The 24,900-nt window shown below is 67.4% G+C and carries 22 protein-coding genes, 1 tRNA gene and 1 pseudogene; 14 read left to right on the forward strand and 10 right to left on the reverse strand.

Annotated features, from left to right (window positions below; all coding sequences use genetic code 11):
• Positions 1-174: 174 nt before the first annotated feature.
• The gene (locus ACWTPI_RS05030) at positions 175-1,827 is read right to left on the reverse strand and encodes an ABC transporter permease (RefSeq protein WP_454731085.1); all 1,653 of its coding nucleotides are present in this window, start codon (positions 1,825-1,827) and stop codon (positions 175-177) included.
• Positions 1,828-2,081: 254 nt separating this feature from the next.
• On the opposite strand from ACWTPI_RS05030, the gene ACWTPI_RS05035 reads away from it, so the two are divergent.
• The 5 genes from ACWTPI_RS05035 to ACWTPI_RS05055 all read left to right on the forward strand — a co-directional run bounded on the left by ACWTPI_RS05035 (position 2,082) and on the right by ACWTPI_RS05055 (position 7,435).
• Positions 2,082-3,188 (forward strand): ABC transporter ATP-binding protein, encoded by a 1,107-nt coding sequence (locus tag ACWTPI_RS05035; RefSeq protein ID WP_454731086.1) that lies wholly within the window; start codon positions 2,082-2,084, stop codon positions 3,186-3,188.
• A gap of 61 nt (positions 3,189-3,249) precedes the next feature.
• The gene (locus tag ACWTPI_RS05040; protein WP_454731087.1) at positions 3,250-4,296 is read left to right on the forward strand and encodes a TRAP transporter substrate-binding protein; all 1,047 of its coding nucleotides are present in this window, start codon (positions 3,250-3,252) and stop codon (positions 4,294-4,296) included.
• A 145-nt stretch (positions 4,297-4,441) separates the two neighbouring features.
• Positions 4,442-5,794: a replication-associated recombination protein A gene (locus tag ACWTPI_RS05045; protein ID WP_454731088.1), complete on the forward strand. Its 1,353-nt coding sequence runs from the start codon at positions 4,442-4,444 to the stop codon at positions 5,792-5,794.
• Positions 5,795-5,951: 157 nt separating this feature from the next.
• Positions 5,952-7,265, forward strand: a complete 1,314-nt coding sequence (gene serS, locus ACWTPI_RS05050; protein ID WP_020200912.1) for a serine--tRNA ligase — start codon at positions 5,952-5,954, stop codon at positions 7,263-7,265.
• Between the two features lie 80 nt (positions 7,266-7,345).
• Positions 7,346-7,435, forward strand: a tRNA-Ser gene (locus tag ACWTPI_RS05055).
• Positions 7,436-7,858: 423 nt separating this feature from the next.
• Here ACWTPI_RS05055 and ACWTPI_RS05060 read toward each other — a convergent pair.
• The gene (locus tag ACWTPI_RS05060) at positions 7,859-9,298 is read right to left on the reverse strand and encodes a PepSY-associated TM helix domain-containing protein (RefSeq protein ID WP_454731089.1); all 1,440 of its coding nucleotides are present in this window, start codon (positions 9,296-9,298) and stop codon (positions 7,859-7,861) included.
• 329 nt (positions 9,299-9,627) lie between these two features.
• Between ACWTPI_RS05060 and ACWTPI_RS05065 the strand changes: the two genes are divergently transcribed.
• Positions 9,628-11,703, forward strand: coding sequence for a TonB-dependent receptor (locus tag ACWTPI_RS05065; RefSeq protein WP_454731090.1), 2,076 nt, complete (start codon positions 9,628-9,630; stop codon positions 11,701-11,703).
• Positions 11,704-11,896: 193 nt separating this feature from the next.
• On the opposite strand, the gene ACWTPI_RS05070 is transcribed toward ACWTPI_RS05065, so the two are convergent.
• Complete coding sequence (locus tag ACWTPI_RS05070) at positions 11,897-12,466, reverse strand: TetR/AcrR family transcriptional regulator (RefSeq protein ID WP_454731091.1); 570 nt, start codon at positions 12,464-12,466, stop codon at positions 11,897-11,899.
• Positions 12,467-12,591: 125 nt separating this feature from the next.
• Here ACWTPI_RS05070 and ACWTPI_RS05075 point away from each other — a divergent pair, with 125 nt between their 5' ends.
• The 5 genes from ACWTPI_RS05075 to ACWTPI_RS05095 are packed head-to-tail and all read left to right on the forward strand — an operon-like array spanning position 12,592 to position 16,877.
• Positions 12,592-13,443, forward strand: a complete 852-nt coding sequence (locus tag ACWTPI_RS05075; RefSeq protein WP_454731092.1) for an alpha/beta fold hydrolase — start codon at positions 12,592-12,594, stop codon at positions 13,441-13,443.
• Positions 13,440-14,534: an alkene reductase gene (locus ACWTPI_RS05080; protein WP_059410755.1), complete on the forward strand. Its 1,095-nt coding sequence runs from the start codon at positions 13,440-13,442 to the stop codon at positions 14,532-14,534. The genes ACWTPI_RS05075 and ACWTPI_RS05080 overlap by 4 nt, the downstream gene beginning before the upstream one ends.
• A 60-nt stretch (positions 14,535-14,594) precedes the next feature.
• Positions 14,595-15,383, forward strand: a complete 789-nt coding sequence (locus ACWTPI_RS05085; RefSeq protein WP_059410756.1) for an SDR family NAD(P)-dependent oxidoreductase — start codon at positions 14,595-14,597, stop codon at positions 15,381-15,383.
• Between the two features lie 43 nt (positions 15,384-15,426).
• Positions 15,427-15,873, forward strand: a complete 447-nt coding sequence (locus ACWTPI_RS05090) for an SDR family NAD(P)-dependent oxidoreductase (protein WP_454731093.1) — start codon at positions 15,427-15,429, stop codon at positions 15,871-15,873.
• Positions 15,870-16,877: an NADP-dependent oxidoreductase gene (locus ACWTPI_RS05095; protein ID WP_020200929.1), complete on the forward strand. Its 1,008-nt coding sequence runs from the start codon at positions 15,870-15,872 to the stop codon at positions 16,875-16,877. Before ACWTPI_RS05090 ends, ACWTPI_RS05095 begins: the two co-directional genes overlap by 4 nt.
• Positions 16,878-17,021: 144 nt before the next feature.
• Here ACWTPI_RS05095 and ACWTPI_RS05100 read toward each other — a convergent pair whose 3' ends face one another.
• The 7 genes from ACWTPI_RS05100 to ACWTPI_RS05130 form a co-directional block, all read right to left on the reverse strand.
• A complete protein-coding gene (locus ACWTPI_RS05100) occupies positions 17,022-17,897 on the reverse strand; it encodes an IclR family transcriptional regulator (protein WP_454731094.1) in 876 nt (291 codons plus the stop codon).
• A gap of 78 nt (positions 17,898-17,975) precedes the next feature.
• Positions 17,976-18,728, reverse strand: coding sequence for an alpha/beta fold hydrolase (locus ACWTPI_RS05105; RefSeq protein WP_454731095.1), 753 nt, complete (start codon positions 18,726-18,728; stop codon positions 17,976-17,978).
• On the reverse strand, positions 18,725-19,642 hold the full coding sequence (locus tag ACWTPI_RS05110; protein WP_454731096.1) for an alpha/beta hydrolase: 918 nt from the start codon (positions 19,640-19,642) through the stop codon (positions 18,725-18,727). The genes ACWTPI_RS05105 and ACWTPI_RS05110 overlap by 4 nt, the downstream gene beginning before the upstream one ends.
• Before the next feature lie 11 nt (positions 19,643-19,653).
• Entirely contained in the window at positions 19,654-20,472 is an 819-nt protein-coding gene (locus ACWTPI_RS05115) for an enoyl-CoA hydratase/isomerase family protein (RefSeq protein ID WP_454731097.1), read from the reverse strand.
• A gap of 12 nt (positions 20,473-20,484) precedes the next feature.
• Positions 20,485-20,937 (reverse strand): DUF6841 family protein, encoded by a 453-nt coding sequence (locus ACWTPI_RS05120; RefSeq protein WP_020200934.1) that lies wholly within the window; start codon positions 20,935-20,937, stop codon positions 20,485-20,487.
• Between the two features lie 33 nt (positions 20,938-20,970).
• The gene (locus tag ACWTPI_RS05125; protein ID WP_020200935.1) at positions 20,971-21,960 is read right to left on the reverse strand and encodes a Bug family tripartite tricarboxylate transporter substrate binding protein; all 990 of its coding nucleotides are present in this window, start codon (positions 21,958-21,960) and stop codon (positions 20,971-20,973) included.
• Positions 21,961-22,007: 47 nt separating this feature from the next.
• Positions 22,008-22,784 (reverse strand): SDR family NAD(P)-dependent oxidoreductase, encoded by a 777-nt coding sequence (locus tag ACWTPI_RS05130; RefSeq protein ID WP_454731098.1) that lies wholly within the window; start codon positions 22,782-22,784, stop codon positions 22,008-22,010.
• 457 nt (positions 22,785-23,241) lie between these two features.
• Here ACWTPI_RS05130 and ACWTPI_RS05135 point away from each other — a divergent pair, with 457 nt between their 5' ends.
• The 3 genes and pseudogenes from ACWTPI_RS05135 to ACWTPI_RS05145 all read left to right on the forward strand — a co-directional run.
• On the forward strand, positions 23,242-24,024 hold the full coding sequence (locus ACWTPI_RS05135; RefSeq protein ID WP_454731099.1) for a COG4705 family protein: 783 nt from the start codon (positions 23,242-23,244) through the stop codon (positions 24,022-24,024).
• Positions 24,025-24,072: 48 nt separating this feature from the next.
• Positions 24,073-24,525, forward strand: a complete 453-nt coding sequence (locus ACWTPI_RS05140; protein ID WP_454731100.1) for a hypothetical protein — start codon at positions 24,073-24,075, stop codon at positions 24,523-24,525.
• A 3-nt stretch (positions 24,526-24,528) separates the two neighbouring features.
• Positions 24,529-24,896: pseudogene (locus ACWTPI_RS05145) on the forward strand (hypothetical protein); the annotation flags it as partial.
• Positions 24,897-24,900 lie beyond the last annotated feature (4 nt).

Raw genomic sequence — 24,900 nt, forward strand, 5'->3', positions numbered from 1 at the left:
TACGGGGCAAGTGCGGCGATATCGCCGCAATGCAGCGCGAAGCCGGCCAGCGGCGGGGGCGGACCGGTTGGCGCGCGCGGCAACGCGCACGCGCCGGGGCGCAGCTTCGGATCAGCGATATATCGGCAGCCCGTCGGAGAACTTTAGGAAAAGAAGCGCGGCGGCCGCCCGGGCCTATTGCCGCGCGTCGCGGCGGATCGAGCGCGACAGCAGGATCACCGGCAGCAGGCCCACCGCCACGATCACCAGCGATGCCGTGGCGGCCTCGGCCAGGCGCTCGTCGGCGGCCAGGTTGTAGGCCTGCACGGCGAGCGTGTCGAAATTGAACGGGCGCATCACGAACGTCGCCGGCAGCTCCTTCATGACGTCGACGAAGACGATCAGCGCCGCGGTGAGCAGGCTGCCGCGCAGCATCGGCAGGTGCACGCGCCGCAGCGTGGCGCCCGGGCCGTGGCCGAGGCTGCGCGCCGCCGCGTCCATGCCCGGCGTGATCTTCGCGAGGCCGGCGTTGACGGTCTGCAGGGCCACGCCGAGAAAGCGCACCAGGTAGGCGTAGACCAGCGCGGCGATGCCGCCGGTCAGCAAGAGCCCGGCCGACCATCCCAGGTGCTGCTGCAGCCAGGACGACAAGGCGTTGTCGAGCCGCGCCACCGGCACCAGCACGCCCACCGCGATCACCGAGCCGGGCAGCGCGTAGCCCATGCCGCAGACCCGCGTCAGCGCGCGCAGCAGCCAGCCCCGGCCGGCCCCGATGCCGCGTCCCGCATAGCCGATCAGCAGCGCGGCCAGCACCGCCGCCAGCGCGGTGACGCTGGCCAGCAGGAAACTGTTGCGCACCAGCCCGACGAAGCGCGGGCCGAACTGCGCGTCGCCCTCGGCCAGCGCCATCCTGCACAGCATCAGCGCGGGAACGGCGAAGCCCAGCAGCACGGGCAGCAGGCATGCCAGCAGCGCCAGCGCGGCCCGCCAGCCACGCAGGCGATAGGCCGGCGCGCGGCGCTGGCCGCCGTGCACGCGCGCGCGCCCGCGGCTGACGCGCTCGGCCAGCAGGATGCCGAGCACGAATGCCAGCATGCAGGCGGACAGCTGGGCCGCGGCGTTCTTGTCGCCGAGCGAGAACCACGCGCGGTAGATGCCGGTGGAAAACGTCGGGATGCCGAAATAGGCCACGGTGCCGAAGTCGGCCAGTGTCTCCATCAGCGCCAGCGCCGTGCCGGCGACGATGCCGGGGCGCGCCAGCGGCAGCATGACGCGCCACACGCTGCCCCAGGTGCCGTAGCCGAGCAGGCGCGCCGCCTCCAGCGTGTTCAGGGTCTGCTGCAGGAAGGCCGCGCGCGCGGTCAGGTAGACATAGGGATAGAGCACCAGCGTGAACAGCACGATGGCGCCGCCCAGCGAGCGGATGTCCGGGAACCAGTATTCGCGCGCGCGCCAGCCGGTCAGCGCCCGCAGCCAGCCCTGCACCGGGCCGGCGAACTGCAGCGCGTCGGTGTACGCGTAGGCGATGACGTAGGCCGGCATGGCCAGCGGCAGCACCAGCGCCCACTCCAGCCAGCCCCGCCCGGCAAAGCGGTAGGTGCTGACCAGCCAGGCGGTGGGCACGCCCAGCAGCAGCACGCCGGCGCAGACCCCGGCCAGCAGCCACAGGGTGTTGCCGACGTATTCGGCCAGCACCGTGTCGGCGAGGTGCCGCCAGGTGTCGCCGCCGGGCGCGAGCAGGCTGCCGGCCACCTGCGCGACCGGCAGCGCGATCAGCAGCGCGGCCAGGCCCGCGACAAGGGCGAGCGGCTGCGGGCGGCTGGCATGGCGAAGGCGGGGCAGGCTCATTCGGCGGCGGGATGGCGTCGGTTGCGGTCGGTCGGCGGGCGGGGCCCGGCGGGCCGGTGCCGGCTGGCGGCACCGTTGGGCAGGCTCCGCATTCTAGCAATGGCGGCGGGCCGGCCGGGACGCGCGCCGCCCGTCCCGCCATCGACGCCGATCCCTGCGCCGATTCTTGCCCGGATCCTCGCCCCCGATTTCCTCCTCCGGTTTCCGCCCCGATCCCCGCCGCATGCGCGCGCCCGCCCCATATAATGCCTGGCATGCGAGGCCACCCTCATTCCACCTCCGCGCCCGCGCGCGCCGATGCCGACACCGTGATCGAGGTCGACCACATCCGTCACGGCTTCGGCAGCCACGCCGTCGTCAACGGCATGTCGTTCACCCTGGCGCGCGGCAGCATCGCCTGCCTGCTCGGCCCCAGCGGCTGCGGCAAGACCACCGTGCTGCGCGCCATCGCCGGCTTCGAGCCGCTGCGCGAAGGCCGCATCCTGCTGCAGGGGGAGGTCGTGTCGTCGCCGGGCTTCGCGGTGCCGCCCGAGCGGCGGCGGGTGGGCATGGTGTTCCAGGACTACGCGCTGTTCCCGCACCTGAGCGTGGCCGACAACGTGGGTTTCGGGCTGCGCGCCGCGCGCCGCGGCGAACGCGCCGCGCGCGTGGCGGAGATGCTCGCGCTGGTCGGCCTGGCTGGCGCCGGCGGCAAGTTCCCGCATGAATTGTCGGGCGGCCAGCAGCAGCGCGTGGCGCTGGCGCCGCGTCTCGGCCTGCTGCTGCTCGACGAGCCGTTCTCCAACCTGGACATCGACCTGCGCGAACGCCTGAGCCTGGACGTGCGCGACATCCTCAAGGCCCAGGGCACCACCGCCATCCTGGTCACGCACGACCAGTACGAAGCGTTTGCCGTGGCCGACGAGATCGGCGTGATGCATGCCGGCGCCATCGAGCAGTGGGACAACGCGCACAATCTCTATCACCGCCCCGCCACGCGCGTCGTCGCGGATTTCATCGGGCAGGGCGTGCTGATGCCGGGGCGCCTCGACGGCCCGCATGCCGTCACGCTGGAGCTCGGCACGCTGCGCAGCCGCGAGCCGCTGCGCGTGCCGCCCGCCACGGCGGAGGTCGACGTGCTGATCCGGCCCGACGACATCGTCCACGACGACGCCAGCCCGCTGCGCGCGGAGGTCCTGCACAAGGCGTTCCGGGGCGCCGAGATCCTCTACACCCTGCGCCTGGCCGGCGGCGGGCAGGTGCTGGCGCTGGTGCCCTCGCACCACGACCACGCGCTCGGCGAGCGGATCGGCATCCGCGTGGAGGTCGACGACGTGGTGGCGTTCCCGCGCGGCCAGGCCCGCGGCCATCTCGCGGCCTGATTGCCGGTTGCCTGCCCCGAAGTTTTCATTTCCCCACCCACGACCCCCAGGACCTTTCATCATGCCCGCTTCCCCGAAGTCCGCGTTCCACCCGTTGCGCCGCCGGCTGCTGCGCGCCGGCGCGCTGCTCGCGCTGATTGCCTGCGGCGCCGGCCAGGGCTGGGCGCAGCCGGCCACGGCCACGACCTGGCGCATGGCCACGGAATACCCGTCCAGCGCCATGCCCGGCGAAGGGCTGGCCACGTTCGCCGAGGAGGTCGGAGCGCGCACCGCGGGCGCGCTGGCGGTCAGGCCGAGCTACGACGCCAGCGCCGGCATCCGCTCCGCGCAGATGCCGGCCGCGGTCCGGGAAGGCAAGCTGGAGGGCGGCGATGCCTTCGGCGGCGCGCTGGGCGCGGTGGACCCGCTGTTCCTGCTGTCGTCGCTGCCGTTCGTCGCCACCTCGGTGGACGGCGCGCGGCGCCTGGCCGAGCTGGCGCGCGCCGACTACGCGCGCGCGTTCGCGGCGCAGGGCCAGCACCTGCTCTATCTCACGCCGTGGCCGCCCACCGGGCTGTGGTCGCGCGACCCGGTCGCCACGCTGGCCGGGCTGCGCGCGCTGTCGGTGCGCACCTACGACGAGACCTCCACCGAGGTCATGAAGGCCGCCGGCGCGCAGGCCACCAACCTGTCGTTCGCCGACGCCATGCCGCGCCTCAAGGACGGCTCGGTCAACGCGGTGCTGTCCTCGGGCGACGGCGGCGCGGGCCGCAAGCTGTGGGACTACCTGCCCAACTTCACGGCGATCGGCTACGCCATGCCGCTGTCGTTCACCACCGTCAACGCCGCGGCCTACGCCGCGCTGCCGCCGGCCACGCGCGCGGCCGTGGACGCCGCCGCGCAGGCCACCGAGCAGAAGCAGTGGGCGCGCCTGGACACCCGGCTGGAAGAGAACACCGCGCGCATGCGCGCCAACGGCGTGGCCATCCAGGCGAGCCCCGCGCCCGCCGTGCAGCAGGCCTTGCGCGAGGCCGGCGCCGGCGCGGTGAGCGCCTGGCGCGCGCGCGTCGGCGGCGAGCGCGCCGGCGTGCTGGATGCGTTCACGCGCAACGAGCAGGCCGCGAAGTAGAGAACGGGGAGGGCGGCGCGAAGGCGCGGGCAGGCACGCCGCGCGGCGCGAACGCCGGGCCGCCAGCCGCGATGGTCTACACTGTCAGGTTCCAGGGCGCAGCGGCCTGCCCGTGCGCCCGCCCTGACCAAGAGGCCTGATTACCGTGGCGGATTCGCTGTTCTCCGAAGCTCCCGACCGTTCCCAACAACCGCTGGCCGAGCGCCTGCGCCCGCGCAACATCGACGAAGTCATCGGCCAGCAGCACCTGCTCGGCCCGGGCAAGCCGCTGCGCGTGGCCTTCGCCTCCGGCGAGCCGCATTCGATGATCCTGTGGGGCCCGCCCGGCGTGGGCAAGACCACGCTGGCGCGCCTCATGGCCACCGCCTTCGACGCCGAGTTCATCGCGCTCTCGGCGGTGCTGTCCGGCGTCAAGGACATCCGCGAGGCGGTCGAGCGCGCCGAGCAGTACCGCGCCCACGGCCGCCGCACGCTGGTGTTCGTCGACGAAGTGCACCGCTTCAACAAGAGCCAGCAGGACGCCTTCCTGCCGCACGTCGAAAGCGGTCTGTTCACCTTCATCGGCGCCACCACCGAGAACCCCTCGTTCGAGGTCAACGGCGCGCTGTTGTCGCGCGCGGCCGTGTACGTGCTCAAGAGCCTGGACGATGCCGAGCTCACGCAGCTCGCGCGGCGCGCCAGCGAGGAGCTCGGCGGCCTGCAGTGGGAGGACGAGGCGCTGGCGCTGGTGGTCGCGTCCGCCGACGGCGATGGCCGCAAGCTGCTCAACAACATCGAGATCGTGGCGCGCGCCGCGCGCAACGCCGGCGCCGCCAGCGTGGACACGGCGCTGCTGGGCAGCGCGCTGTCCGAGAACCTGCGCCGCTTCGACAAGGGCGGCGACGCCTTCTACGACCAGATCAGCGCGCTGCACAAGTCGGTGCGCGGCTCCGACCCCGACGCCACGCTCTACTGGTTCTGCCGCATGCTCGACGGCGGCGCCGACCCGCGCTACCTGGCGCGCCGCATCGTGCGCATGGCCTGGGAAGACGTCGGCCTGGCCGACCCGCGCGCGGCCCGCATCACGCTCGACGCGGCCGAGACCTACGAGCGCCTGGGCTCGCCCGAAGGCGAGCTGGCGCTGGCGCAGGCGCTGGTCTACCTGGCCGTGGCGCCCAAGTCCAACGCCGGCTACAACGCCTACAACGCGGCGCGCGCGTTCGTCGCCAAGGACAAGTCGCGCGGCGTGCCGGTGCACCTGCGCAACGCGCCGACCAGGCTGATGAAGGAACTCGGCTACGGCCACGCCTACCGCTACGCGCACGACGAGCCGGAAGCCTACGCGGCCGGCGAGCACTATTTCCCCGACGACCTCAAGCGCCAGGGCTGGTACCAGCCCACGCCGCGCGGGCTCGAAGGCAAGATCGGCGACAAGCTGCGCCACCTGCGCGAGCTCGACGCGCAGTGGCTGCGCCAGCAGAGCAAAGGCAAGGGCAAGGACGAGGGCGGCGAGCCCTAGCCGGCACACCCAGGCGCCGGGGCCGCCCGTCCCGCGGAACAGCGGCCGCCGCGGCCGTCTGTTCCGCGCCTGGCCGAACGGCGGGCGGCGGGGCCAGTGCAGTAAAATGGCGGGTCCGCCGGCATGTCGCCGGCCCAGCACCCTCCACACACGCAACATGCTAGACATCCAGTTGTTCCGCAAAGACATCGACGCCGTGGCGCAGCGCCTTGCCGCGCGCGGCTTCCAGCTCGACGTAGCGGCCTTCCAGGCACTCGAAGCCGAGCGCAAGCAACTGCAGACCCAGACCGAGGAACTGCAGGCGCGCCGCAACAGCCTGTCCAAGCAGATCGGCATGCTCAAGGGCAAGGGCGAGGACGCCTCGGCCGTGATGGCGGAAGTGGGCGGCATCGGCGATGCGCTCAAGGCCTCGGCCGCGCGCCTGGACGAGATCCAGGCCCAGCTCGCGGAGACCATGCTGGCCATTCCCAACCTGCCGCACGACAGCGTGCCGGTGGGCCGCGACGAAACCGAGAACGTGGAAGTGCGCCGCGTCGGCACGCCGCGCAGCTTCGACTTCGAAGTGAAGGACCACGTGGACGTGGGCGCGCGGCTGGGGCTGGACTTCGACACCGCCACCAAGGTCACCGGCTCGCGCTTCGCCATGCTGCGGGGCGGCATCGCGCGCATGCACCGCGCGCTGGTGCAGCTGATGCTCGATACCCACACGCTCGAGCACGGCTACACCGAGATGTACGTGCCCTACATCGTCAACGCGGCGTCGATGCGCGGCACCGGCCAGTTGCCCAAGTTCGAGGAAGACCTGTTCAAGGTGCCGCGCAAGGTCGGCGGCGAGAACAACGAAGGCGGCGAGCGCACCGAGAACTTCTACCTGATCCCCACCGCCGAGGTGCCGCTGACCAACATCGTGCGCGACGCCATCGTGGCCGGCGACAAGCTGCCGCTGCGCTTCGTCGCCCACACGCCGTGCTTCCGCTCCGAAGCCGGCTCGTATGGCCGCGACACGCGCGGCATGATCCGCCAGCACCAGTTCGACAAGGTCGAGCTCGTGCAGGTGGTGCCGCCCGAGCAGTCGTTCGACGCGCTCGAGCAGCTCACCGGCCATGCCGAGGCGATCCTCAAGAAGCTCGACCTGCCGTTCCGCACCATCGTGCTGTGCACCGGCGACATGGGCTTCGGCAGCACCAAGACCTACGACCTCGAAGTGTGGATCCCCGCGCAGAACACCTACCGCGAGATCAGCTCGTGCTCGAACATGGGCGACTTCCAGGCGCGCCGCATGCAGGCCCGCTTCCGCACGGCGCAGGGCAAGCCCGAGCTCGTGCACACGCTCAACGGCTCCGGCCTGGCCGTGGGCCGCACGCTGGTGGCGATCCTGGAGAACTACCAGAACGCCGACGGCTCGCTGACGGTGCCCGCCGCGCTGCAGCCGTACCTCGGCGGCCTCGCGCGCCTCGAACCCGAGGCATAAATTTTCTCGCGTAAGGGACTTGCGGTCGCGGTGGACTTCACTCTATAATCTTGTTCTTCGCGACACGCGACCAAGTTACCGGAGAGGTGGCAGAGTGGTCGAATGTACCTGACTCGAAATCAGGCGTACCGGCGACGGTACCGTGGGTTCGAATCCCACCCTCTCCGCCAGAAGAAGTAGCTTAGCCAAGCACCAGCAGCGCCGACTAGAATGATCGAAAACAACATTTCGAACAAACGGGTCAGATGCTAGCTGGATAAGCAAGGGTAGGCACGCAGGAACAAGAAGCACACGCTCAAACCGACGCACTGCACCAGCAGGCGTCGGTTTTATTTTTTCCGGGAAGCGGTCGGGCGGCACATCGAAGGCAGGGTGAAGGCAGGGCCCGCGAGGCCATTTGCTCGCCGTCGAGATTCACGGCGCGATGTCCAAATCTCCCGGTCTTGCTGTCAAAGAACCTGCGATGCACGCGCCAGGAAACAGCACGATGGATTGCGTCGTGGCGCTTCCCAAGCCGCGGGTTCAGGGCATGCGCATCGCGCCGCGCTGCGCCTCCGGCATCGGCGCAGCCACCACGCCGCGACGCGCCTGCCTCACGCGGCAACGCGCTCCGACGCTGCCGGCGGCGTACCCTTGCCGCGTGCAATCATCCGATCGATCAGCCAGACCCCTGCCAGGGTGACGCCCATCATCGGGAAGATCACGCCAAGCAGCCCCAGCCCGATCACCCATGCCCGCATGGCCGGCAGCGCCGACGGATGGGACGGCGCGCCAAGCGTCCGCGCGGGTTTGCGCCGCAACCACATGACACATCCGGTGACGGCCAGCGCCATCAGGCCAATTGATATCGTCGCACAGGCGATCTGATTGGCCAGCCCGAAGTAGCGCCCCATGTGCAGCGACGTTCCGTAGGAGACGGCCTTGGCCACGGCGCCGTAGTCTGCGAACCGGATGTCCTTGACGACGTCGCCGCTATGTTGGTCGATATGCAACGTGCGTTCACCTTGCGGATCGCTCGGGAAGCAGGAAACCGTGTAGACGGCGCTGGCCGACGCCGGCAATGCTATCTGGCAACCCGCCGACGCGCCACGCGCCTTTGCGATTTCCAGGACGCGGTCGAGCCCGACAGGCGTGTGCCCGGAGGAACCTGTCGGCACCGTCGTGAACCCGGTTGCCCAGGGCACGTCCGTCAGCGGCAGGCTTTCCATGGTGTGGCTGTGCGAGCCGCGCGCAGCAGGCGCGTCATGTGGTGCCTGTTGGCGCTGCTGTGCGACGGGATTGCCGTGCTGGTGCGCAGCCGTGCCCGTATCGGGACGGCCCAGGTTCGCTGCGGTGGTGATGGCCTTGAACTGCTTGCCCCATGATGCCGTCCACGGCAGGCCGGACAGCACGAAGGCCAGTGCGCCGAGCGCAAGCCATGCTCCCAGCAACAGGTGGATCTCCTTCCACCATCCGCGCTTGCTCGTTGCATTGGCCATCCGGAATGCCCCGATGCCGGCGGCACGCAGGCGCGGCCACCACATGGCCACGCCGGTGGCGATCATCACCAGCGTCCAGCAGCCGGCCAGTTCCATCAGCAGCTCCCCGGGCTTGCCGGCCAGCAGCGCGCGGTGCAGCATCCGGACTTGCTTCATGAAACGGTCCTCGACGCTCAGGCGGCCCAGCACCTCGCCGGAATGGGGATTCAGATAGACGCTCTCGCTCATTCCCGTCGGCAGGCGGAAGATGAATTCGGCACTGGCATCGGGGCGGGGATCGATGGTGTACGTCGTCGCGACGGCGCCCGCTGGCGCGGCGGCGCGCGCGCGATCCAGCAACGCCTGCGCGGACATGGATTCACCGGCCGGCCGGACCTTGAGCAGATGGGGGTAGAGCAGCGGCTCGATCTGTGGCTGGAAGCAGTAGATCGTGCCGGTGATCGCCAGCACGATCAGGAACGGCATCACGAACAGGCCGGCATAGAAATGCCAGCGCCAGAGCATGCGATAGGCGCAGGCCGCGGCAGCGACGGTGGGCGAGGGACTCTTGCTCATGGGAATGAATGCGGGGCGGCTTTCAGGTCGCAAGCATACCGCGCACGTGATTGCGGCTCGTGCGACCAATGGCCGCGCTGGATCCTTTCCGGTTCTTCCATGTACGCCAGGCCGTTCCGGGCATGCGGATCGGACATGCCAGGGCTCACGGGCCTGACTGGTTGTGCGTCCCTGTGCCGCATGCCGTCATTGTCTCCGGATTCATACAATGCGTGCCCATTCCTCCACTTCCCGGTCGTGCATCGCCGCGTGCGGCTGCCGCCTGCTCATCCATGTCCCGCTGCCTTCCTCGCAAACGTTTTCTCGCACTGGCTGCCGGGGCCGCCTGCATGCCTCACGTCCTCGCGCACGCGGCGGAGCCCGGCTCCGACATCCGGGAGCTAGCCCCGGTCACGGTGAATGCGTCGGCCGTGTCCGGATTGCGGGAGCCGACCACGACGGGCTCGAACCTTGGCCTGACGCTCATGCAGACGCCCGCCAGTGTCGACGTCATGACGCGAGACCGGATCGAAGAGCGCGGTGACGCTTCGCTGGTGGACGCCATCACTCGCGCGCCCGGCATGACCAGCCTTGGCCATCCGGGCAACGGCGGCGCGTCGTTGTCATCGCGCGGCTTTACCGATGCCACATCGGTCATGCGGCTCTACGACGGCCTGCGCCAGTACGGCGGCATTGGCGTGACCTTTCCGTTTGATACGTGGTCGGTCGAGCGCATCGAGGTATTGCGCGGCCCGGCCTCCGTCATCTATGGCGAGGGTGCCATCGGCGGCGTGGTCAACGTGGTGCCCAAGAAGCCCATGCGCGGCGCCATCGAGAACGAAATCCAGGCGGTCATCGGCACGGAAAACACCCAACGGCTGGCTTTCGGCAGCGGCGGTGCCGTCAACGACAAGTGGTCCTACCGGCTGGATGTGAGCGGCAATCGCTCCGATGGCTGGGTCGATTTCGGCAACTCGCGCAACTTGTCGGTCTCCGGCGCGCTGCAGTGGGACCCCACCCCGGAGTTGAGCGTGAAGCTCAGCTATGCCAAGGGATGGCAGGAGCCACCGCGATACTTCGGCGTCCCGCTCGTCAACGGGCAACAGGACCCGGCGCTGCGGACCAGGAACTACAACGTTGGCGACAGCCTGATCAAGTACGACGACCAATGGTCCGAGCTGTCCGCGCAATGGACGCCGAACAGCAACCTCACGGTCCGTTCGCGGCTGTACTACATCGACAGCAAGCGGCACTGGCGCGACGCCGAGTACTACGACTACCTTCCGGCGAGCGGACTGATCAACCGCTCCTCCTACACGGAGATCCTGCATGACCAGTGGCAGGTGGGGAACACGTCCGATGCCGCGATCCGCCATGACCTGCTCGGCATGAAGAACAACGTCTCGGCCGGTTATGACCTGAACCGCGCCTCCTTCCAGCACACGAACAATGCGCCGTACTCGGGCAGTTCCGTCGTCGATCCCGAGGTGTTCGACCGCGGCACGTTCATCAACGTGGCGGGCACCACGCCGCGCTACGCCAACCAGGCCACGCAGTACGCGCTGTTCCTCGAGGACCGGCTGGAGATCACGCCGAAATGGTCGGTGCTGGCCGGCCTGCGCTACGACCATGCCGACATCACGCGCCACGACCTGACCAGCAACCAGCAAGCCTATGACAAGTCGTTCTCGCACGTGGGGTGGCGCGCCGGCACGGTCTACAACCTGACCGACAACCTCGCTGTCTACGCGCAGTACTCGGCGGCGGCCGACCCCGTTAGCGCGCTGCTGATGCTCTCGCCAGCCAACAGCAACTTCAGCCTGTCCACGGGCCACCAGGTGGAAGCCGGCCTGAAGCAGTCGTTCTGGCGGAGCAAGGGTGAATGGACCTTCGCCGCGTACAGGATCGTGAAGAATAACCTGGTCACACGCGATGTGTTCAACCCCGCGCAGAGCGTTCAGGTGGGCCAGCAGTCCTCCAGGGGGATCGAAGCCACCGTCGGACTCGAATTCCTGCCGGGCTGGCGTCTCGATGCCAATGCCGCGCTGCTGCAGGCCCGCTACGACGACTTCACGGAGTCGGTGGGCGGCGCGCCTGTTTCACGCGCGGGCAATGTGCCAACCGACGTTCCCGAACGCGTGGCCAATGCCTGGCTGACCTGGCGTTTCCTGCCGGGCTGGACGGCTGGCGCGGGCCTGCGCTACGTGGGGCGCCGCTTCGCCGATCGCGCGAACACGCTGGAAATGCCGGCCTACACGACGACCGACGTGCTGCTGCAGTGGCGCCCGCGCAAGGATACGACGCTGTCGCTGCGTGGCTTCAATGTGTTCGACAAGCATTACGTGACGACTGCCTACTACAACCCCACGCAGTGGCTGCAGGGCTCCGGCCGCCGGGTGGAACTGGCCGTCAACTACCGCTTCTGACGACATCCGGCATCCCGTCGGTCGTGGCGGATTCCGGACGAAACCCTGGCGCTTGCCGATGCGGCGGCGCTCAGTAGACGAGCGCGCGAGGCCGATCTTCGTGACCGAGGTGCCGCGCGCCGCCGCGCCGCGCCCGGCTTCAATGTCCACTGGCAGCGCTTTGCCGCATCGGTGTTTTCAAGACCGAAAACGCCTAGTTCATGTGTGGTGCGAGAAGTGCGGTGCGACAGACCTCCAGGATTTCGTCCGCCAGCGGGGAGTCGTCGGGACACGCACGCGACAGCACGACCGCCCCGATCAAATGGGCAAGCGTGTCGATCCTCCTCGCGCGTGCCTTTCGCCGATCGGCCGCGTCCAGTTCCGTGTCTTCGCGCTCCAGTACCGCCAGCAGACCTTCAATTCCGGCCGCGAACGTGGCCTTGACTGCCTCGGGCTGACGCGCGGCGTCACCGCCCAGTGCCGCTAGCGTGCAGCCGGTGGCGCGAGCATCGCGGTGTTCGCGGGAAAGGTATTGCCGGACGAACCCGGGGACGTCCACCGTACCTGTCAGGGCAACAGTCTGCGACATGCCGCAGGCCGATGCCTCCGCCATCAGGTCGGCTTTGGAGCCGAAGTGCTTGTAGAACCCGCCGTGGGTGAAGCCGGCGGCCGCCATCAAGTCCGCAACGCCCACACCGTCATAGCCGTGCTCGCGGAACAATTCGGAAGCCGTCTCGACGATGCGCGTCCGGTTCTCCTGCGCCTGTGTCTTGGTGACTTTCATGCCAGCACGCCTTTTTCTTCATCCAAAGTCTGGATACTACATTGATTACGATCATCATCAAAGTTCTTGACGGTTATGATGATGATCATCATCATTGAGTTCCGTTGACTTGATGAGCCGATGCCATGACCGATACCCACTTGACCGTGCCGACGCGCTTCATCGAAGCCGATGGCGACCGGTTTGCCTACCGCCGCTGGGGCAACGCCGCCAGCGGCCAGCCACCGCTGTTCTTCGTCCAGCATTTTCGTGGCGGCCTGGATCACTGGGACCCGCTGCTGACCGACGGCCTGGCCGAAGGCCGGGAAGTCATCCTGTTCAACGGCCGCGGCATCGCCTCCTCGACAGGCACGCCGCGCAACCGGATCGAAGACCTGGCCGACGACATTGCCCTGGTGATCCGGGCGCTGGGCCTGTTGCAGGTCGATGTGCTCGGCTTCTCGATTGGCGGCATGCAGGCGCAGGAGGTCGCGCTGCGCCATCCAGAACTGGTACGCAAGCTGCTGTTGCTCGGCACCGGCCTGCGTGGCGGCGATCCGACGATGGCACCCAAGGTGCTGGAAATCGCACCGAATCCCGTGCCGACCGCCGAAGACTTTCTCTACCTGTTCTTCGGCCGCTCCGATGCGGCGAAGAAAGCCGGGCTGGCCTTCTGGGAACGGCGCCATCTCCGTGCTGACCAGGACCCACCCAGTTCGGCGGCGGTTGCACAAGCGCAGGCCCAGGCACACGCGGCTTATTTCGCACCGCTGTCGGGCGAGAACCCCTATGCCTATTTGAATGCGATCAAACAGCCGACCCTGGTGCTCAACGGCACCAACGACATCATGATCGCCTCAATCAATTCGTGGCATCTGGCCCAACACATTCCCAACGCTCAGTTGCTGATCTATCCCGATGCCGGGCATGGCGCGCAATACCAGTATCCCGAGCGTTTCCTGAAGCATGCAATCCAGTTTCTGGAGGAAAAAGCATGAGTGGCAAGACGTTGTTCGATCCCTACACCCTCGGCCCGTTGACGCTTTCCAACCGGATTGTGCTGGCACCGTTGACGCGCAATCGTGCCGGTGCAGGCTTCATACCGAGTGAATTTGCCGCGACCTATTACAGCCAGCGTGCATCGGCGGGCCTGCTGATCTCCGAGGCCACGCAGATCTCGCAGCAAGGACAGGGCTACCAGGACACGCCCGGCATCTACACGCAGTCGCAGATCGACGGCTGGCGCAAGGTTACTGATGCCGTGCATACGAAGGGCGGGCGAATCTTCCTGCAACTCTGGCATGTCGGCCGCGTCTCGCACGTCGACCTGCAGGCGAACGGCGCTGCGCCGGTAGCACCGTCGGCCATTCGCGCCGAAACCAAGACCTTCGCCAACAACAGCTTCGTGGACGTTTCCGAGCCGAGGGCGCTGGCGCTCGATGAGTTGCCGGGGATCGTCAACGATTTCCGCCAGGCCGCAGCCAATGCCATCGCCGCAGGTTTCGATGGCGTGGAGATTCATGGCGCCAACGGTTATCTGCTGGAACAGTTCATCAAGGACGGGGCCAATGTCCGCACCGATGCCTACGGTGGTTCCATCGAAAACCGCGCACGGCTACTGCTGGAAGTCACCGCTGCCGTGGTGGCCGAGATCGGCGCAGGGCGCACGGGCGTACGCATCTCGCCGGTTTCGCCGGCCAACGGCATCTCCAGCAGCGATCCGCAGCCACAGTTCGATTACATCGCCGACCAGCTCAATGCCTTGGGCATCGTCTATCTGCATGTGGTCGAGGGCGCGACCGGCGGCCCGCGCGATGTAGCGCCGTTCGACTACGATGCGCTGCGCCGGCGTTTCAAGAACACCTACATCGCCAACAACGGCTATGACCTGGAACTGGCCACCTCGCGCCTCGACGAAGGCAAGGCAGATCTGTTCGCCTTCGGCCGTCCGTTCATTGCCAACCCCGATCTGGTGGAGCGACTGAAGGCCGGTGCACCGCTGGCTGCCTTCAACCCGGCCACGCTCTACGGCGGGGGCGCGGCGGGATACACCGACTACCCGGCGCTGGCCGGAACAAGCGCCCAGTAAAGCCGAAGGGGCCGTGCTTCGGCACGGCCTCGCAAACACTGAAATTCAGAGAACAAGCCCATGTCCATTCGCTCCACGGTCCTTATCACCGGCGCCTCCAGCGGCATTGGTGCAACCTATGCCGAACGCTTCGCGCGTCGTGGCCACGATCTCGTCCTTGTCGCACGCGACAAGGCCAGACTGGATGCGCTGGCCGCCCGTCTGCGCCAGGAAAACGGCGTCGCCGTCGAGGTGCTCCAGGCCGACTTGACCCGGGCCGATGACCTGCAGGCGGTCGAAGCGCGCCTGCGCAGCGACGCCCGAATTGGTGTCCTCATCAACAATGCCGGAGCCGCCCAATCGGGCAGCTTCCTTGCGCAAACAGCAGACAGCATTGATCGGCTTGTCACGCTCAACACGACGGCCCTGGCACGGCTTGCCGGCGCCATTGCCCCACGGCTGGCGCAGGCTGGTGAGGGCGCAATCGTCAACATCGGTTCGGTCGTCGGCCTGGCGCCGGAATTCGGAATGTCGATCTATGGCGCGACGAAAGCCTTCGTGCTGTTCCTCTCGCAAGGGTTGAGCCTGGAACTCTTGCCCAAGGGCGTCTATATCCAGGCCGTGCTTCCCGCGGCCACCCGCACCGAGATATGGGAACGCGCGGGCATTGACGTCAACACGCTGCCCGAAGTCATGGAAGTGAGCGAGCTGGTCGATGCCGCACTGGCCGGCTTCGATCGCCGCGAACTCGTGACCATCCCGCCGCTGCACGATGCCGAACGCTGGGAGCGCCTTGACGCCGCTCGGCAAGCCCTGCTTTCGGGTATCAGGCAGGCACATGCCGCAGAACGTTATCGGACGGTTTCCTGAGATGCCGAACAAATACATCTCTTATTGTGAATAGGCCAGTCCAATGAAACCAGATAACGGCACATGGGTGCTCATCTCCGGCGCATCCACCGGCTTCGGTGAAGCGTTCGCCAAGCAATATGCGCAGCTTGGCCACCAGCTGATACTCGTTGCCCGCCGTTTGGATCGGCTTGCAGCGTTGGCGCAATCGTTGCGGGCGTATGTTCTTCGGCTTGGTGAGGCGCCTCACCGGGAGTTCAAGCGTGATGGCGTGACGGTGACATCGCTTTGCCCGGGACTGACGGATACAGGCCTCGCAAGTGTCGCGCGGCAAAGAATGACTCCCCAACTGAAGGCCCTCATGATGCAGACGCTCTCTGTCGTTCGAGCGGGCATTCGTGCATTGGATGCCAGGCGGATCGCAGGTCATGCGGGCACCGGAATCCGGGCGGCCGTTCTGGTGGAGGCCGTACTCGCATCGGCGTTTCCATTCATCGGGAAGAAGTCATGAAAGCCTTCATCATTGATCGTTACGGCAGCAAAGGCGGTGGGCGGATCGGCCAGGTGGCCGAACCTGAAGTGCGGACGGATGATGTTCTGGTGCAGATCCATGCGGCAAGCGTCAACGTCCTGGATTCAAAGATCCGGAAAGGCGAGTTCAAGCTGATCCTGCCGTATCGCTTGCCTCTGGTTCTCGGAAATGACGTGGCTGGCGTCGTCGTCCGTGTCGGGGCCAATGTGCGGGGATTCAAGCCAGGCGACGAGGTTTATGCGCGTCCGGACCAGGATCGCATTGGCACGTTCGCCGAACTTATTGCGGTAAAGGAAAGTGCGCTGGCGTTGAAGCCCAGCAACCTCAGCATGGAGGAAGCGGCCTCCATTCCTCTGGTCGGCCTGACCGCCTGGCAGGTTCTGGTCGAAACCGCGAAATTGAAAAGGGGGCAGAAGGTGCTGATCCACGCCGGTTCCGGTGGCGTGGGAACGATCGCCATTCAGCTCGCCAAGCATTTCGGCGCTTTCGTGGCCACGACCACCAGCACGAGCAACATCGACTGGGTGAAAGCCTTGGGCGCGGATATTGTCATCGACTACAGGAAACAGCACTTCGAAGATGCCTTGCATGGCTACGATGTCGTTCTGAACAGCCTTGGCAACGACGTGCTTGGGAAGTCGCTGCGCGTGCTGAAGCCCGGCGGAAAACTCATCTCCATATCCGGCCCTCCCAGCCCGGAGTTCGCGGTGGAGCAAGGCTTATCTTGGCCGTTGAAGCAGGTGATCCGCCTTCTGAGCTATCGGATTAGAAAGAAGGCCAAGCAGCAGGGCATCAGCTACTCGTTCGTGTTCATGCGTGCCAGCGGAGATCAATTGCGCGAGATTGGCTCGTTGATCGACTCCGGCGCAATCAAGCCAGTCATTGATCGAGTGTATTCGCTGGACTCCACGGCAGATGCGTTGGCCTATGTCGAGAATGGGCGATCGAAGGGAAAGGTGATCGTCAAGGTAAAGCAGCCCTGAAATGGAGGGGCAGGCAGGGAGGGGCAGGCGGTGGTGTTCATTTCTGGTCAGCCCGAGCGGTGACTTCTCCGCGGCGCGAACCGATATGGCCGGCCGGATGAAGTCCCGGTGTCCGGAAAAAGCCCAATTGCGGGCGAGTCGACATCAGTGACGCTGATAGCGGTTCTCGATCATGCGGGCCGTGGCAATCAGCCGCGGACGGACGTCGGAGATGAAATGCCCGGCGGACATGGTTCGCGATGGCGCTGCGGCATTGATGACCACTGGCGGCAGTTCGGCACCGAGCCTGAGTGGCACCGCGATGCCGTTGATCTCCTTGTTCCATTCGCCGAACGACGTGACGCAGCCGATTTCCGACAGTTCCGAGAACGCGCGTGCAATACCTTGCTCGATGGCTGGCCACTGCGCGTCTCCCAGTGCCTGGAGCCGCTGCATGACGGAGCGCCGTTCCGCCGCACCCATGATCGCGATGTGCGCCCGGCCCACGGCGGTTGTCCCAAGCGCCAGCCGGCTGCCGACGTCGAGGTTCAGCGTGACGGCGGTCGACTGGCTGCGACGGCAATCGATATAGAGCACCGACAGGTCATCGCGTATGCCAAGGGAAATCATGGTGTGGGTACTGTCGGCCAGCGCCTGAAGCGCCGCGTCGCTGGCCGCGCGCAGGTCCAGCCGCGCGTGCGCCACATGAGCCAGTGTCAGCGTGGCGAGGCCAATGCGATAGCGCCCGAGATCCGCGATGTGATGGAGAAAGCCGAGTGTCGTCAGCGTATAGGTCAGGCGCGTGACGGTGGACTTGGGCAAACCGCAGCGGTGGGCGATTTCGAGGTTGCCGAGCCGCTCCTCGCTGGAATGGAACACCTGCAGGATGCGCAGGCCCCGCGCCAGTGCCTCGACGAAATTCCGGTCCGATCCCTCGGCGATGATCGACGCCACGGCGCCCGCGTTGTCCGGCGCTTCGGATGCCGCCGCGCGCGCCGCAAGCACGCTCGGAGTTTCTGCCTTGCCCGATGCTTTTTTCACGGCGTCTCCTCTTTCCGCTGGCAGCGTTCCCGCATCGCGCGCTTGTCGTACTTGCCCACGCTCGTGCGCGGCAGCGCGTCAACGAAGTGTATCGCCTCTGGCACGGCATACAAGGAAGCGTCTCAGCACTTCCGCAAGCGCCTCCGGTTGCTCAAGCTGCGGCCAATGGCCGGCACGCGGCACCTTCTCGAGGCTCGCATCTCTGAAGCGCGTGGCCGTGGCCGCGATGACGTCTTCGGTAAAGAACGTGTCGTCGGTCGCCACGCAGAGGACGGGGCAGGGCAAAGCCGATGGCGTCCGGCCGGCGGGGTGGCCGCCGGTCCATGCCTGCAGTTGGGCCAGCGCATCCTCCCGCCGTGTCGCCACGGTGCCATCGACGAGGATGTCCAGCGCATCGGCATCGAGTTCCACCGCCAGCCCGCGCTTGCCCGCGCCGATGGCCTCACGGTCCGTCAGTCCGGCTCGTGCGGCGAACCGTGCCATGACAGCCGGCGGCAGCGGATAGCCGGCCAGCGGTGCGGCGGTGATCAGGGCAAGGCCGGCGAGTCGGTCGCCCAGTTGCAGCGCGGCCAGTTCCGCTACCTGGGCGCCCATGCTGTGGCCAACCACGACCACCGGCACCGACGCGTCCGCTGTGATTTCCCCGATCTGACGCACCACGTCCGCGGCATAGCCTTCGAGTTGACGGTCCGGCCCGGCCCCGGCCGCGCCGGAGCGCAATGCCACCGGGACAATCTTCCAGCCCTGCGGCGCGAACCGGCCGATCAGGCGGCTCCAGACGCCCGGGCCGTCGAGATAGCCGTGCACGAGCACCACGATGCCCTGCGTCATGCTCTCACCCCCGGCATCAGATGTTCCAGATACCACTGCAGCGCCGCCGAGCTGGAAGCCTCGAACGACTTCCGGTATGCGTCGAAGTGGCCGCCGGCGATGAGGCGCAGCCGCTTGGGCTCCACGGCCCGCTCGTAAGCTGCCAGCGCCAGGTCGGTCGGCGTGACGACGTCGTGTTCGGCGACGACCATCAGCAAAGGCTTCGGCCCGATGCGCGGAATCCAGTGGCCGGGCTCGTAGAGCTGCGACAGCCGGGACGAGCGCAACGTCACGTATTCGCTGGGTTCGACGCCATCGGGAATGTCGTAGGCGTTGTGGTAGTCCATCATGTCCTTCGACCGGTAGACCGCGCGCACCGCCGGGTCCAGGCTGACGACGCGCTGCATCGTCGGCGGCTCGCCGCGCAACTGCGCCCGTTCGTCGTCGTCGAACAGCGCCTGCTGGGCCGCGCGCGCGTCGGGCGCCACGCGGCGCAGGCTTTGCTCGTAGCCGCTGACGATCGGCACCTGTGCCACGACCGCGCGAATCCGCGCATCGGTGGCGCCCAGCACCACGGCGTGGCCGCCGGCGTAGCTCGTGCCCCAGATGCCGATCCGCTTCGCGTCGATGCCGTCGAGCGATGCCAGGTAGCCGATGGCGCGCCGCCAGTCGGCAATCTGCTGCCACGGGTCGATGTCGCCGCGCACCGCGCCGCCGCTCAGGCCGAAATTGCGATGATCGTGGACGAGCACCGCGAAGCCCGCGGCCGCGAAGCGCTCGGCATACTCGCGGAGTCCGCGGTATTTCAGGCCGGAGAAGCCATGCGCCATCGTGATGGCGGGAGCGGGCCCGTCGTGCGGGGCCGGCCGGAAGACCCAGGCATGCAGTTCGATTCCGCCTTCGGCCGGGATGTAGTGTTCTTCGGGTTGCATCATGTCGTTGCCTTTCATTGTCCGTGGAACGGGACTTCCGGCCGGGGCAGGCCGGCTTCGATGGCCGCGATGGCCGACTGCACGCCGCGTTGCACGTCGTCGGTGGCCAGCAGCACGGAAACCTGCTCGATCATCACTTCGTCCGCGGCCCTTACGCCGCCCGCGGACCAGGCGCCGAGCACCGACTTGGTCCCGGCATGCGCGCGCGTGGGACCGGCGGCCAGCTGCATGGCATGCCGCATGGCGGTTTCGGCCAGCGCACCGTCGGGCACGACCTTGGCGACGATGTTCAGCGACAGCGCCTCGGCCGCGGTGATTTCCTCGGACAGCATCACCAGGCGCGCCGCCACGCCGCGGCCGCAGCGCTCCGCTATGCGCTGAATGCCGCCCGCCAGAGGCGAAACCCCCAGCGTGGCTTCGGTGAAGCGGAACCGCGTCGATTCGGCGGCGAAGATCAGGTCGGTATGCAGCGCAAGCTCGAAGCCGCCGCCATAGGCGCGGCCGTTGACCTCGCAGATCGTGGGAATCGGCAACGATTCGATGGCATTGAGAATGCCGTTCGAATAGCCGAAGCGCTCGCGCCTGGCACTGTGCGTTTCAAGGTGAGGCCATTCGCGGAAATCGCCGCCCAGGCAAAAGTCGTCGAGTTCGCTGCGGAACAGCATGGCGCGCGCGCCGGCGCGCACGCCATGACGGATGGCGGCCTCGAGCTCGGCATACAGCGTCCGGGTCAGGCGGTTCTGCGGGGGGCGATTCAGCGTGACGATCGCCACGCCGTCGCGCATGGCATGGCGGATCAGCGGTTCGCCGGTGGATTGGGTGGATGCGGTCATGTCGTTGCTCCGTCAGACGGTTTCCCAGATGTCGGCGAGCGACGTGCGATCGGTCAGCGCGCTGGCGACGGACACCACGCGCCAGCCCTTGTCCGTGCGGTGGATGCCGAAATGCACGGCGCGGCGTTCGATCTCGCTCTCGTCGGCGCGCCGCCGCGACCAGATCACGTCGATCGATCCGGCGTTGTGGTTGTAGCCTTTGACGGCGCGGTCCAGCACGACGGTATGGGTGTACCGCTCGGCCTGCAGGGGGGCCTGGTTGGCCCGCAGCAGCCCGATGACCTGGTCTCCGGTGTGCAGGCATCGGGTCATGTTGACCGAAGCGGCATGCAGCGGCGCGCCCCAGTATTTCAGGATGGCCTCGGGATCGTGGTCCGTGTCGGCCCCCATCCGCACCCAGTCGGGCAGGTAGGTGTCGAAGAACCAGCTATTCATTTCGCGGACGGCGGTGCGGTCTGTGCTCATGGCGTGGGTGTTCCTCGGGGTGAATCGATTCGGTCAATCGAGCCTGGCGCCGGATTCACGGACGACCTGCTTCCATACCGGGGCTTCGCGCCGGTATGTGGCCGCCACGTCGACGGGGCCCTGGAAGCTGGGCGCCCACCCCAGGTCGCGGATGCGCTTCTGCACGTCGGGCTTGCGCAATGCCTTGTCGAGTTCCAGCGCTAGGCGGTCCACCACCGGCGCCGGCGTGCCGGCGGGCACGGCCACGCCGACCCAGCCCACCGCGCGCAGCAGCGCGTCGTCGATGCCGGTCTCGGTCAACGTGGGGACGTCGGGCAATGCGGCCAGCCGCGCCGGCCCGGTCACGCCGATCGGCTTGAGCCGCCCCGCGGCGATGAACTGTGGCGCCTGCGCGCCCGTGACAAAGGACACCTGGATGTTGCCGGCGACCAGATCGTTGATCATGGGCGATTCGCCGCGATAGGCAACGTGCGCCATGTCGCCGCCGAGCAGGTCGTTGAGGCGGCTGGCGCTCAGATGGGAAATCGTGCCGACGCCCCAGGAGCCGTACGACATCTTGCCCTTGTGCGACTGCACGTACTTGCGCAGGTCCGCCAGGTTGCCGACGTGGATGCCGGACGTCACGACCAGCACCAGCGGCGCCTCCGCGACCTTGGCAACGAGCTTGAGGTCCTTCTCCGGCTGGTAGGGCAGCTTCGTGTACAGAAACTGGTTGATCATGAGGTTCGAGCTCAGCGCCACGGTCAGCGTGTAGCCGTCGGCCGGCGCTTTGGCCACGACATCCACGCCAAGATTGCCGGCCGCGCCGGTCCTGTTGTCGACCACGAACGGCTGGCCCAGCGCCTGGCCGAGCGGCTGCGCCAGCGTGCGGGCGACGATGTCGATCGCGCCGCCGGCCGCGTATGGCGCCACGATCTTGACCGGCTTGGAGGGATAGTCCTGCGCCGCGATGCAAAGCGGGGCGAGCGAAAGCAAAGCGCTGCCCAGCACGCCGGCCAGCGCCGTGCGCGTTCTGTGATGCATGGTTGTCTCCTGATAGTTCTGGTTCTGGTTTGATGCGAAAGGCGTTGCTACATCCAGCTAAGCACCTGGCCGCCGTCGACGGGAATGACCGCCCCGGTCATGTACCGGCCGGCATCGGACGCCAGCAGCAGCATCGCGCCGTCGAGGTCCGACGGCTTGCCGAACCGGCGCATGGGAATCCGCCGGAGAATTCCCTCCTCGATGCCGCGCCGGGCGAACTCGGCGTGCATGTCCGTTTCGATGTTGCCCGGGGCGATCGCGTTGACGCGAACCCCCTTGCCGGCCAGCTCCAGCGCCATGATCTGCGTCAGGTGAATGAGCCCGGCTTTCGATGCGCCGTAGCTCGACATCTGGCCGCCGGCGCGCAGCCCCGAGGATGAAGCGATATTGATGATGCTGCCCCGCCCGCGCGCCACCATGTGGCGTGCCGCTTCCTGGGCCATCAGATAGGCCCCCTTCAGGTTGGTGTCGAAGACACGCGAGATGGCCTCGGGCGATTGCTCGACGAAGCGCGCCACGTGAATGACGCCCGCGTTGTTGACGAGGATGTCGATGGGCTGGTCCAGCGCCGCCTCGGCCGCCCGCCATGCGGGCGCGATGGCCGTGGCGTCGGTCACGTCCAGTGCCACGGCGCATGCCCTGTGTCCCGCCGAGCGCAACTCGGCGGCGACGGCTTCGAGCCGGTCGGTGCGCCGTGCCGCCAGCGCCACCGCCGCCCCCGCTTCGGCAAGCATGCGCGCGGTGTGCAGGCCGATGCCGCTCGAAGCGCCGGAGATGAAGGCGGCGCGGCCTTGAAGATCGAATGGTGATGCGTGCAGGTGCATGGAGATGGCTTCCTGGCCGTCGCCCATGACGTGCCGGAAGTCGGGCCATGCGGGCGACGGTGTGGAAAGTCTAGGGGGCGCTGGAGCGCGCGCCAACGGCGCGTTCCGCTGTGCGGTCCGGCATTGCGTCCGCGCTCGCCGGCGGCGGCGTTCCTTCCGTGCCGTGGCGATTACCCACTTTCCAGCCGGCGAAGTCGTTCCGCCAGCGTTTGGAACAGCCGGTCTTCGTCGTCATATGGCCTCCGCTCGACCCGAAGGAGACGAACGCCGAGGCGCCGGGGCGGCGACGGTTTCCGGGGACGCAGCAGCCGTTCGTCGGCCAACTGGCCTGTCCGAGTCGCGGCGGGCCGATCGCGCCGGGAAGGGTTCGCGGGTGAGCCGATGGTGAGCCTATGGCAGGGCTAAGTCAGCCTGGCCAGACTGATGGCAACCCATTTCACCTCGGCGGAAGAACACCATGAACAACTTGCCCACGGCCAGTTCCACGGGCTGGCTCAACAAAGTTCCGGAAGTCGCGCTGTCGTTCTGGATCATCAAGATCATGTCCACCACGGTGGGGGAGACGGGCGCCGATTTCCTGGCGGTCGACGCGGGCTGGGGCCAGGGCATGACCCGCGCGGTCATGGCTGCCTTGCTGGCGGCCGCCTTGTTCATGCAGTTGCGTACCCGCCGCCATACCCCGTGGATCTACTGGCTGACGGTGGTATTGGTCAGCGTGGTCGGTACCCAGATCACCGACCTGCTGACCGATGGCCTGGGCGTCAGCCTGTACGTCAGTACTTCGGCCTTCGCGGTGACGCTTGCCGCGATCTTCTTCGTCTGGTATCGGGTCGAGCGCACCCTGTCCATCCACGACATCGTGACGCGCCGCCGCGAATTGTTCTATTGGGCCGCCATCCTCTGCACGTTTGCTCTGGGCACCGCCGCCGGCGACCTGGCGACCGAGGCACTGGGCCTGGGCTTCACCTGGGGCGCCGTCGCGTTCGGCGCGCTGATCGGCATCACCTACACCGCCTGGCGCATGGGAGGCAATGCCGTGCTGACCTTCTGGATCGGATACATCCTGACCCGTCCCTTCGGCGCGGCGCTCGGCGACCTGCTGACGCAGGCCAAGACCTACGGCGGCCTCGGCATGGGGGCCATGTGGACCAGTGTCCTGTTCCTTTCGGTGATCGTCATGCTTGTGGCTCTTGCACAGATCGGCATGAACGGAAGCAGCGCCGCGCAAGCCGCCGAGTAACCCCCTTTAACTCCCTTTTGACCCCCTTCCCAAGCTCAAGGAGAAATCATGACCATGCAGCACTCGATCGTTCGTCCTGTGGCCGCCGTGTCGGCAGCCGTGCTCCTGGCCTTGGCGGCCGGTTGTTCCAAGCCCGCCGATCAGAGCCACGCCGGCGCAGCACCTGCCACGCCGGCCCGGACTGCCCCGGCACCGCAGGGCAAGACGGCCTCCAGACTGGGCGACCTGTCGGCCTTCCGCGGCATCGCCGCCGATGTGGCCGCCATCGTTGACAAGGGGGATCTACCCGCGGCCAGGACCCGCATCAAGGATCTGGAAGTCTCCTGGGATTCGGCCGAGGCCGGTTTGAAGCCGCGAGCAGCCGAAGACTGGCATGTGCTCGACAAGGCCATCGACAAGTCGCTTGCGGCGCTGCGCGCCGATACGCCAAGCCAGCCTGACTGCAAGGCAGCGCTGGGCGCCCTGCTGAAAACCTTCGACACGCTCGAAGGCAAAGCCTGACCCGTGAGCGCGCCCCATGCACGCACTGAACACGCCCTGGCCAAAGTCCTCGAAGTCACGCTGGGCTTCTGGCTTATCAAGATTGCCGCCACCACGCTCGGCGAAACCGGCGGCGATGCCGTTTCGATGTCCATGAACCTGGGCTACCCGGTCGGCACGGGCATCTTCGCGGCGATCTTCCTGGCCGCCGTGATCGCGCAGGCCAGGGCCAAGGGCTTCCATCCCTCCCTCTACTGGCGCACCATCATCGCCACCGCCAGGGTCGGCACGACCCCGGCCGATTTTGCGGATCGTTCGCTGGGAATCGGGTACATTCGGCGTCGGCCGTGCTGCTGGCCTTCATGCTGACGGCAATTCTGCTGTTCAGGCAGCGGG

Source organism: Cupriavidus ulmosensis, from assembly GCF_977008105.1.

What these genes read in the sequence shown, in the direction of transcription:
- ACWTPI_RS05030 (WP_454731085.1), bottom strand. Translation starts at nt 1,827, where the DNA reads ATGAGCCTGCCCCGCCTTCGCCATGCCAGCCGCCCGCAGCCGCTCGCC.
- ACWTPI_RS05035 (WP_454731086.1), top strand. Translation starts at nt 2,082, where the DNA reads ATGCGAGGCCACCCTCATTCCACCTCCGCGCCCGCGCGCGCCGATGCC.
- ACWTPI_RS05040 (WP_454731087.1), top strand. Translation starts at nt 3,250, where the DNA reads ATGCCCGCTTCCCCGAAGTCCGCGTTCCACCCGTTGCGCCGCCGGCTG.
- serS (WP_020200912.1), top strand. Translation starts at nt 5,952, where the DNA reads ATGCTAGACATCCAGTTGTTCCGCAAAGACATCGACGCCGTGGCGCAG.
- ACWTPI_RS05060 (WP_454731089.1), bottom strand. Translation starts at nt 9,298, where the DNA reads ATGAGCAAGAGTCCCTCGCCCACCGTCGCTGCCGCGGCCTGCGCCTAT.
- ACWTPI_RS05065 (WP_454731090.1), top strand. Translation starts at nt 9,628, where the DNA reads ATGCCTCACGTCCTCGCGCACGCGGCGGAGCCCGGCTCCGACATCCGG.
- ACWTPI_RS05070 (WP_454731091.1), bottom strand. Translation starts at nt 12,466, where the DNA reads ATGAAAGTCACCAAGACACAGGCGCAGGAGAACCGGACGCGCATCGTC.
- ACWTPI_RS05075 (WP_454731092.1), top strand. Translation starts at nt 12,592, where the DNA reads ATGACCGATACCCACTTGACCGTGCCGACGCGCTTCATCGAAGCCGAT.
- ACWTPI_RS05080 (WP_059410755.1), top strand. Translation starts at nt 13,440, where the DNA reads ATGAGTGGCAAGACGTTGTTCGATCCCTACACCCTCGGCCCGTTGACG.
- ACWTPI_RS05085 (WP_059410756.1), top strand. Translation starts at nt 14,595, where the DNA reads ATGTCCATTCGCTCCACGGTCCTTATCACCGGCGCCTCCAGCGGCATT.
- ACWTPI_RS05090 (WP_454731093.1), top strand. Translation starts at nt 15,427, where the DNA reads ATGAAACCAGATAACGGCACATGGGTGCTCATCTCCGGCGCATCCACC.
- ACWTPI_RS05095 (WP_020200929.1), top strand. Translation starts at nt 15,870, where the DNA reads ATGAAAGCCTTCATCATTGATCGTTACGGCAGCAAAGGCGGTGGGCGG.
- ACWTPI_RS05105 (WP_454731095.1), bottom strand. Translation starts at nt 18,728, where the DNA reads ATGACGCAGGGCATCGTGGTGCTCGTGCACGGCTATCTCGACGGCCCG.
- ACWTPI_RS05110 (WP_454731096.1), bottom strand. Translation starts at nt 19,642, where the DNA reads ATGATGCAACCCGAAGAACACTACATCCCGGCCGAAGGCGGAATCGAA.
- ACWTPI_RS05115 (WP_454731097.1), bottom strand. Translation starts at nt 20,472, where the DNA reads ATGACCGCATCCACCCAATCCACCGGCGAACCGCTGATCCGCCATGCC.
- ACWTPI_RS05120 (WP_020200934.1), bottom strand. Translation starts at nt 20,937, where the DNA reads ATGAGCACAGACCGCACCGCCGTCCGCGAAATGAATAGCTGGTTCTTC.
- ACWTPI_RS05125 (WP_020200935.1), bottom strand. Translation starts at nt 21,960, where the DNA reads ATGCATCACAGAACGCGCACGGCGCTGGCCGGCGTGCTGGGCAGCGCT.
- ACWTPI_RS05130 (WP_454731098.1), bottom strand. Translation starts at nt 22,784, where the DNA reads ATGCACCTGCACGCATCACCATTCGATCTTCAAGGCCGCGCCGCCTTC.
- ACWTPI_RS05135 (WP_454731099.1), top strand. Translation starts at nt 23,242, where the DNA reads ATGAACAACTTGCCCACGGCCAGTTCCACGGGCTGGCTCAACAAAGTT.
- ACWTPI_RS05140 (WP_454731100.1), top strand. Translation starts at nt 24,073, where the DNA reads ATGACCATGCAGCACTCGATCGTTCGTCCTGTGGCCGCCGTGTCGGCA.